Below are 1,131 nucleotides of genomic sequence, written 5' to 3' on the forward strand. Positions count from 1 at the left end.
GGATGCGCCCCAGACCGCCGTGAGAAGGGAACTGGACGACTTCATCGCCCAAACCGTTGAGCGTCGGCAGAAACTTCAGGACCAGCTGGGAATGGCCGACGAGTTCCTGGCACTGCTACGCGCGCAGTAAAGCGACACGTCGGAATCCATGCCTCTGGTGGCAGTAAAATCAGACCTACACGAGGAAGTGGTGGTGCAATGGGTCGGGGTCGTTCGGTGCGCAAGCCCGTCGTCGAGTTGGAAGATGTAATCGTGGCCGCAGATGCCGTTCCGATTGATCGAATCGTCGATGAAGGACTCCTCATTGCGCTGTCGGCCGTTCGCATGGCCGTGAAGAACGACATCATCATCGGCGCGTTACGCGAGCACGCGGACTTTGATCCTGCCCGCTACGCCGCAGCGGCCAGACATGAGTTGAGCCTGCTCGCCCGCCAGAACGAAGAATACGCGCGGCGGGTCAGCAAACTGAAGAAAGAGCTCGGCAAGGGGCGCTGGGGCTTCGACCTCACCGAGGACCAGCGCGGTGACATCACCCAGTACACACTGCGTCACCGCGTGCACAAGCGACTCACGGCAGCCCTTGACGCCGAGGCCGCCGACGACGAGCGGGTGGCGCTTCTGGTGCAACGAGCCCAGCGCGCGGCAAGCGACGAAATTCGCGATGCGGTGTCGGCCCGCCTGATCTCCCTGGCCATCGACCCGAGCGAGCCCGGGTACGCGGAGAAGCGCGCCGACCGGCTCGATATGTTCCTGCTCGTGAACATGGCCCTGCTCAGGTCTGCCCATACCGCCAAGAGCGCTCCCGTCGACAGCGACTACTGATCTCGCTGCGTCTCGCGAGGTCTCGAGACGCTCGTGCCTCGCTCCTCGACCAGCGGGATGGCCTCGCTGGTCGAGGCGCGACGAAGGAGCGATCGAGACCTCGTGGGCCTAGCCTGGTGGTTTCGCTGGTCGAGACTTGGTGGGCGTCACGCGGTGGTTTCGTTGGTCGAGGCGCGACGAAGGAGCGGTCGAGACTTGGTGGGCGTCACGCGGTGGTTTCGTTGGTCGAGGCGCGACGAAGGAGCGATCGAGACCTCGTGGGCCTCGCGCGGTGGGATTTCGTTGGTCGAGGCGCGACCGAAGGAGCGA

At 64.2% G+C, this 1,131-nt stretch carries 1 protein-coding gene; it reads left to right on the forward strand.

All coding sequences use genetic code 11. From position 1 onward, the window contains the following. Positions 1–198 precede the first annotated feature (198 nt). Positions 199–822 (forward strand): hypothetical protein, encoded by a 624-nt coding sequence (locus tag JF66_RS18940; protein WP_035880431.1) that lies wholly within the window; start codon positions 199–201, stop codon positions 820–822. The last annotated feature ends 309 nt before the right edge of the window (positions 823–1,131 follow it).

The sequence above is a fragment of the Cryobacterium sp. MLB-32 genome (assembly GCF_000738085.1).
In the GTDB taxonomy this organism is placed as follows: Bacteria; Actinomycetota; Actinomycetes; order Actinomycetales; family Microbacteriaceae; genus Cryobacterium.